This window comes from Phytoactinopolyspora endophytica (genome assembly GCF_004138495.1).
Lineage (GTDB): Bacteria > Actinomycetota > Actinomycetes > Jiangellales > Jiangellaceae > Phytoactinopolyspora > Phytoactinopolyspora endophytica.
Genome location: NZ_ML142859.1, coordinates 99,268 through 106,997, shown reverse-complemented (window position 1 = coordinate 106,997; position 7,730 = coordinate 99,268). Strand labels below are relative to the sequence as shown.

The window sequence follows — 7,730 nt, the reverse complement described above, 5'->3', positions numbered from 1 at the left end:
ACGGTAGAAAGATCACGCCGTTGCGTACGTTTCCGACCCGTAGCCTCGCAACGACGCTGCCCCGGGGCGTTCCGATCTCGAGCGGCTCTCCTTCCGCGAACCCGCACGCACGCGCGTCTCCGGCGGACATCTCGACCCAGATCTCGGGCGCGGCCGCCTCCAGCTGTGGCGCTCGTCCGGTTTTGGTTCGGGTGTGGAAGTGGAAGATCGTGCGGCCGGTAGTCAGTATGAACGGGTACTGATGGCTGGTCGGCTCGTGCGGTGGCTGATAGTGGGCGGCCCTGATCAGGGCGCGGCCGGTCGGGTTGAACGCCTGGTACTCCGTCAGCTCCACGGAGGCTCCGGTCACCAGGTCACGGCCGTAGGCCTCGCAGTTGTCCGGCTCGGCGAAGAACTTCCCGTCCGCATAGAGCCGTTCCAGCCCGTCCGGATGCTCCTCATTGCACGGCCATTGGATGCCGCTGGCGCCGCGGAGCTTGTCATATGACAGGCCGGTGTAGTCACACGGCCGTCCCGCGCTGCAGCGCTTCCACCCTTCGAAAGCCGATTCAGCATCGGTCCAGGGCACCAACGGTCCGCCGTCCTTGTCCCGCAAGTCCATGCGCCGGGCGAAGTCGAGCAGGATGTCCAGGTCGGTACGGGCTTCGCCCGGAGGCTCGACCGCCTTCTCCGACAGGTGCACGGTGCGGTCGGCGTTGGTCAGCGTGCCGGTTTTCTCTCCCCATGTCGCGGCGGGGAGCACGACGTCGGCGAACTGTGCGGTCTCGGTCAGGTACAGGTCCTGGACGACGACGAACAGCCGGTCCTGCCCAAGGATGGACCGGATACGAGCAAGCTCCGGCAAGGACACGGCCGGGTTGGTGCCGGTGATCCACAGGAACCGGATCGAGCCTTCCTCCGCGTACCTCATGATCTGCATGGCATGCGTCGGCTCGGCGTAATGCGGGATCTGCTTCGGCTCGACGTTCCATACGTCGGCCAGCTCGGCGACGTGTGCGTCGTTGGCCCAGTTCCGGAACCCTGGCAGATCGCCGTCGGCGCCGGTCTCCCGAGTGTTCTGCGCCGTCGGCTGACCGTTCATCTGCAGGATTCCAGCGCCCGGCTTACCGAGCATGCCCCGGATGATGTTGATGTTGTTGACCTGGACAGACGCGGCAGTCGCCTGATGGGACTGGTAGAAGCCCTGCAGCACAGTCGACAGCAATCGTTCGGCAGTGCCGATCACACGTGCCGCCTCCCGGATCTGTTCGGCCGGGACGTCACAGATACGGGCCACCCGCTCCGGCGGATACTCCTTGACCGTCGACCTGAGTCCGTCGAATCCCACGGTGTGCGCGGCGACGTAGTCCTCGTCGTACCAGCCGTTCTCGACGATCTCGTGCAAGAGGGCGTTGACCAGGGCCAGGTTGGTACCCGGAAGCGGCGCGAGATGGACCGCGGCCTCCTTCGCGACGGGCGTCGCCCGGGGATCGACGCACACCAGCTTCGGCGGGTCGGCGCCATTGAGCCGGTCCAGCATCCGCATCCACAGCACAGGCTGCGTCTCGGCCACGTTGTGGCCGAACAGCGCGATGGTGTCGGCATGGTCGATATCTGTATACGAGCCCGGTTGGCCGTCGCAGGCGAACGACTCCTTCAGCGCGGCCGCCGCGGTCGCAGTACACAGCCGGGTGTTGCCGTCCAGATGCGACGTTCCGATCCCGGCGCGCACGATCAGGCTGAGCGTGTAGTACTCCTCAAGGAAGAGCTGCCCGGTCGTGTAGAAGCCGAGAGAGCTCGGTCCGCGCTTAGCCAGTTGTTTGCGGACCTCGTCGGTGACATGCGACATCGCGGTGTCCCAGTCGGCCTCGACGAGCTGCCCGTACTGCCGCACGAGCGGTCGGGTCAGCCGGTCCGGCGACGAGTTCGCTTGCCACGCATACAAGTCCTTGGGGTCGAGCCGGCCACGGTTGACCCGGTCGCCGGGACGCCCCCGGACGCCGACCATCCGCCCCTCCTTGACCGCGATATCCATGGCGTCACCGTTGGAATGGAGCAACGATGCCGACTGGACCCATCGGTCGACGTCCGCCGCGCTCACATCGCCGTCGAGAAATCCATCCATGCGTTCGGGCCACGGCTCACCTCGGGCATACGGCGTTCGTGGTCCCCATGGATCGGCGATACGTTCGGGCGTCGATGGTCTGGGCACGGCTCCTCCCGCAGGCACATTGAGACCGGCCGGCTCCCAGACGAATACCCGTATGCTGGGCGATCATGTGCGCTGGAGGAGGTCGTGGCCTAAGAGACGAGCTGACCTTCCTGATGACGGATCCGTTCGACGTCCGAACGCAAGGCGTCGAGCGCGTCTGGCACCCCATCGGCGGACTCCCGCGGGTAGGGAAGCATCTCGGCGATACTGTCGCCGGGTTCATCGCCGCTCCTGGTCGAGGCGGCGAGGTGCGCGACCTTCTCTGCGACGTCCGCTACCCGGGCTGCGCTGTCCAGGTCGGCAAGCTCACGGGACAACGTCCGTAGGCGATCGCGGTAGGAGGCGAGAGAGTCGATCCGGTCCTCCAGCCGTCGCACGACGACGTCGAGCGAAATCATCGAGGTGTCGTGCACAGTAGCGGCACGCCGGCCCGTCTCAGAACGTCCGTCCGGCTTGCCGCCGATCGCCATGCGCAGCTCGGCCACCCGGTGACACCCCAGCGCGATCTGGCGCACCTCCTCATCCAGATCGATGCGGAGCTCGTGTTCGTCGAGATGCGGCGACTTCCACGACGGCGTGGCGCGGATGTGCGCAACCACCGACATGAGTTGCTGGAGGACGTCCGCCTCCCGGCCGCCGGTCTTCTTGATCTTCGCCGAGTCGACCGTGACCAGCGCGTCGGACACGGAGGTGACATGGACCTTCTCCACCGGCGCGGGCGTCGTCATCTCCCCCGCCGCGGCCTCGGTGTTCGCGAACCAGCAGCCGCCGACCGGCAGGCATACCGCCAGATGCCGCCGCACCTCGCTGCTCGGCCAATAGTCGAACTGACTCAGCTGCCGCTCGACCATGTCCAGGTCGATCGCCTCGGCCGTCGCGCTGGGGACCTGGCCGCGATCGAGCACGTACACGGCACGGCCATACACACTGGACATCCAATGCGCCTCGGCACGCAACGCCTTGACGGCGGTAAGGACGCCAGCGGAGTTCCGGTTGCTCACCAGCGCGGTCATCTGCTCGTCGACCAGGTCATCGTCGTACAGACTCAGGCTCGACCCGAAGATGTCGGTACGGCCATAACCCGTGGTCACGGTGAGACGGCTGCGGAACTTCCGGGACAGTCGCCAGGTCCGGATCTCATCGCCCAGCGCCTGCCGCCTGACCCAGTTCAACGGTTCAACGACCGACTCCAACGTCACGACCCGCGCGTTGGTGATCACCAAGCAGTCCGCCTCCGGCTTCCTGCCATTAAGCCGCACGATCAGCTCGATCTGCTCGCCAGGTACGAGTTTCAGGCCACTCTGCACCCGGCGCTTGAGCCTGTCATGGACATCACGGCCCACCCGCATGTCCGCCCTCCATATCAACCACGATCTTGATTGCTACTCTCACAGGCATTCTTGCATCGCACAACCGAAATCGAAGATCGCGTACCCGATCGTCGCGATCTGGCGCCGGCTCCCGGCCCGCGGCCACTGAGACCGGCGGACGCGGCGGAAGCTCCCCCGTGCGTGGGAGGCGGTTCACCGCTGTAGGTGAGGCCGTGGTCCTCACTGCTCAGCGATGCTCGATCACGTAGCCGACGGATCGAGGAGACCACCGTGAGCCACGCGGCGAGTATCAATGTGAGCCCTGACCGAGCTGTCCACCCCACGACAGCCGATCGGAAGCAGACCGAACGACCCGTACCGCACTGGGCCAATGTCATCGCTCATCTCATACCGCTGCTGACCCTTCCCTCCGGGTTGTGGCGCCTGGGGCTCGCCTTCGGCCACTCGATGGGCACACTGGATGACAACGGAGAACCACTCGCGGTGCACGGCTGGGAGGTCGGCTACGTCATCGGCCTGAGCATCTTCGCCGAGCTCGTCGCCCTGACCGCGTTCGGGCTAGTCCGCGCCTGGGGAGAGATCGTGCCACGCTGGATCCCGCTCATCGGCGGCCGGCGCGTTCCACCTTTCGCCGCGATCGTCCCGGCGGTCCTCGGGTCGGTCGCGCTCATCTCCATCTGGACGTATGGCTTCCGCGACATCTTCTTCTCTTTCGGCGATCTGCCGTTGCTCTTCAGCGGCAATGGCTGGGCCGCACTGATGCTCACGTGCTACGCGCCCTTGAACCTCTGGGGTCCCCTGCTGCTCGTCCTCACATGGGCGTACTACCGGCGCCGGGTGGTCCTTGCATAGTCCCGGTCTCGGCACCATCCTGAAGTGGCCCGCACACCCCAAGGCCGAAGGAGCACGTTGCCCAGCGACGACGGAGCAGAAGCCCGGTGGGCCGAAGCCGTTCGCGGCCTCGCTCATCGGGTCGCCGGGCCGGTCGCCCGGTCGATCCGTTTCCACGACCTCGCTGAGTCCACATCCGGCCGCCACTACGAGCTGAGCGCGGCCGGCGGCGAGCTACTCATCTCCGCCACCGATGGGGTCAGCGCATCCGTAGCGTTCCATCACTACCTGCGCGAAGATTGCGGTGTGTCGGTGCAATGGGACACCGAGCTCCCGCTCCCGCTCACCTCACTCCCCGACACCCCGCCGCGGCGGGGCAAGGCCTACGTCAACGACGGCTACTACCTCAATTTCTGCACCTTCAGCTACACCATGCCCTACTGGGACTGGCACGACTGGGAACGCGAGATCGATTGGATGGCGCTGCACGGCATCACCATGCCGTTGGCCATCACCGGGCACGAAGCCGCCGTGCACGCCGCGTACTCCCGGCTCGGGCTCGACGACCAGACCATCCGTGAGTTCCTGGGTGGGCCCGGCTACCTGCCTTTCCAGTTCATGGGCTGCCTGGACGGCTTCGCCGGACCGATGCCGACGAGCTGGCTGAAGAGCCATCGTGATCTTGGGACGCGGATCGTGCAGCGGGAGCGCGCCTTCGGCATGACACCGGTGCTTCCCGCGTTCACCGGACACGTGCCGCGGCAGCTGGCTCCATCCCGAGTCACGGCTCGGCGCTGGCAGGGATTCGAGACGCACGTTCTCGACCCGTCCGACCGGCTGTACGAACGGGTCGGAGCCGAACTCACCCGAGCCCAGATCGAGATCTTCGGCACCGACCATCTATACGCAACCGATCCGTTCATCGAGATGCCGCCGGCCGGCTCGGATCCGGGACACCCGGCGAGGGTCGCCGCGGCGACGCTGGCCGGGCTCAGCGCCGCGGATCCACAGGCGACCTGGTTGATGCAGGCGTGGCCGTTCTCGTACCAACAAGAGTTCTGGACCGACGACCGGGTGGCTGCGTTCCTCGGCGCGATTCCCGACGAACGGATGATCGTCGCCGATCTCTGGGCGGAGCACGACCCGCTGTGGCGGCGTCTCGACCGGTTCTCTTCAAAGCCATGGCTGTGGTGTGCGCTGCTCAACTTCGGCGGCCGAACCGATCCGATCGGCGATCTGCATACCGTGCCGGCCGCGCTGGACGAAGCACTGGTGGGGCCGGAACCTCCGCTCGGAATCGGGCTGTCGATGGAGGGCACCCGGAACAACCCGGTCTTCTTCGAGCTCGTGGCGGACCGCATCTGGAACCGGATCACCGATGTCGGCGACTGGCTCGATACGTTCGTGACCCAGCGATACGGTCGAGCATCATCCAGCGAGCTACGCTCCGCATGGCGTGGACTCTCCGAGACCGTCTACGACGCCCGAGGGGTTCGGATCTTCCCCGAGCAGTTCAACGGCGTCCTCACGGCGAAGCCGTCGTACGCGCGTATCCCCGACGATCTCCCCGAGCTGCGGGCCGAGGTCACCGCGGCACTCTGGTACGACCCGGTCACCCTGGCCGACGCCTGGGACCGCATGATCGGTGTCGCCGAACGCGAGCATGACCTCGTGAGCGGCCCGCTCGGCCACGATCTGGTCGAGGCCGGCGTCGCGTTCATGTCGAGGGTCGCCGACCATCTTTACCTCGACGCCGTCGAGCGATCGGTTCGGCTGGGCCGCGCTGACCGCTCTGCCGTCACCAGTTTCCTGCGAGTCTTCGAGGACTTGGACAGGATGCTCGCCACCCGGCCCGAGTTCACCTTCCAGCATTGGGAGGCTAAAGCGCTGGCGTGGTCGTCAAGCCCGGAGGAACGAGACATCCTGGCCGACAACGCCCGACGTATCGTCACCACCTGGAGCACGACGACAAGTCTCACTCTCGATGACTACGCCGGCAGAATATGGGCCGGCCTTGTCGGCGGCTATTACCAGGAACGCTGGTCCCTCTGGGCGGACGGCCTTAACACGGCGATCAGCTCGCCCGGCGCCAACGACGACGAGCTAGCCAGGCGGCTCCGCGCCCGGGCCGAGCAGTTCCTCCTACAAGGCTGCCGACCCTTGCCTTCTCGTCCAGGTGTTCTCGCTGCCGAGTCCCGGCGGCTGTTCGACGCATACGCCGGCTTGGCGGATCGGATCACATCGCCGCCCGTCACCCCGCCGGGCCCCGCAGCACGGTGACTCGGCCGTCCGTGTCACGCCCGCACGCTGGGCAAATGGCCGCGGGGCGCAGGTCCAAGAGCCTCTCGGCACGGTCACGAGTCAAAACGTCACGCGGATGCCCGCACTCGCGGCCAAATGTCACGCAAATCACACCAACTCGGGCATCGACGTCCCCGCCGCAGGGCCGAACCGCGGACAGCGGTCGCACCATGATCAGATCTTGGTTTGCGTTTTCCCGTAGAGCTCACCGTATGCTGGGCGATCAGTATTTTTACGGAAACGCCTGGCCATATTGGCAATGTGGCGCTAGACAACGTTGCGTCGGAGCCCCGACGGAGATTGGGCGTCCGTAAAATCCTCCGGCTCGCCTTCACATTGTTCTTCCTCGCCGCAATGGTCGTCGCGGGCGTGACGGTGTTCCCGTCCGTCCTGCCGGATCTGGTGGGTGCTACCCGGCAGAACCCCCTCGCGTTGCTCCTGGTGGCAGGGTGCTGGCTGGTCGCCACAGCTGCGTCGATCACCGGCAAGCGGCTGATCGCCGTCGGCCATCTGGGATGGCTCGACACGGCGACCGCCCACGTCGGTGGAACGGTCGCCAACCGCGTGATCCCCGCCGGCGTCGGGTCAGCCGGCGTCTTCGTTGCCGCCCTGCGCCGGGGTGGCGCTTCGACGTGCGTGGCAGCCGGCGTGGTCGCCCTGTGGGCGGCTACCGGCGCCGTGGCGCATGCCTCCGGGCTGGCCTTCGGGGTGGCGTGGCTCCAGTACGGCAGTGTGGGGATCGTCGTCGCTGCCGTGGTCGTCGGGTTGCTGATCATGGCCACACCTACGTTGGCCCGGAAGGCCGGCTCCATGGCCGGGAACATTCCGTTCCGCCGGCGAGCGCCTGACCGAGTCGCCCGCCGAAGCCCCAGAACCAAGGTCGGGCGGGCGGTCCGGCGGCGGGTCCTCGGCGTGGCTGACACGGTGCGCGAGCTGGTCGCGACGGTACGCAGACGGCCCTGGATAGCTGCGGGTGCCGTACTGGCGCAGATAGTCTCCATGTTGTGTCTGGCGGTCGGATTCGCGACCGCAGTGGTCAGCTTCGCCATGCCGGTGACCATCGTCACCGGCATGGC

At 66.6% G+C, this 7,730-nt stretch carries 4 protein-coding genes and 1 pseudogene; 3 read left to right on the top strand and 2 right to left on the bottom strand.

The genetic code is table 11. The annotated features are described in order from the left end of the window. Together ELR45_RS20635 and ELR45_RS20630 are read right to left on the bottom strand one after the other, a co-directional pair. On the bottom strand, positions 1 to 2,104 hold a 2,104-nt coding region (locus ELR45_RS20635), incomplete at its 3' end, for a molybdopterin oxidoreductase family protein (RefSeq protein WP_205856957.1). 176 nt (positions 2,105 to 2,280) lie between these two features. Continuing rightward, positions 2,281 to 3,540: a hypothetical protein gene (locus ELR45_RS20630; RefSeq protein WP_129668041.1), complete on the bottom strand. Its 1,260-nt coding sequence runs from the start codon at positions 3,538 to 3,540 to the stop codon at positions 2,281 to 2,283. A 252-nt stretch (positions 3,541 to 3,792) separates the two neighbouring features. Here ELR45_RS20630 and ELR45_RS20625 point away from each other — a divergent pair, with 252 nt between their 5' ends. The 3 genes and pseudogenes from ELR45_RS20625 to ELR45_RS20615 form a co-directional block, all read left to right on the top strand. Then, positions 3,793 to 4,374, top strand: coding sequence for a hypothetical protein (locus tag ELR45_RS20625; protein ID WP_205856956.1), 582 nt, complete (start codon positions 3,793 to 3,795; stop codon positions 4,372 to 4,374). 24 nt (positions 4,375 to 4,398) lie between these two features. Continuing rightward, a complete protein-coding gene (locus ELR45_RS20620) occupies positions 4,399 to 6,633 on the top strand; it encodes an alpha-N-acetylglucosaminidase (RefSeq protein WP_205856955.1) in 2,235 nt (744 codons plus the stop codon). Positions 6,634 to 6,915: 282 nt separating this feature from the next. After that, positions 6,916 to 7,730: pseudogene (locus tag ELR45_RS20615) on the top strand (hypothetical protein); the annotation flags it as partial.

Coding starts and splice junctions, on each gene's coding strand:
- ELR45_RS20630 (WP_129668041.1), bottom strand. CDS start 3,540: ATGCGGGTGGGCCGTGATGTCCATGACAGGCTCAAGCGCCGGGTGCAG.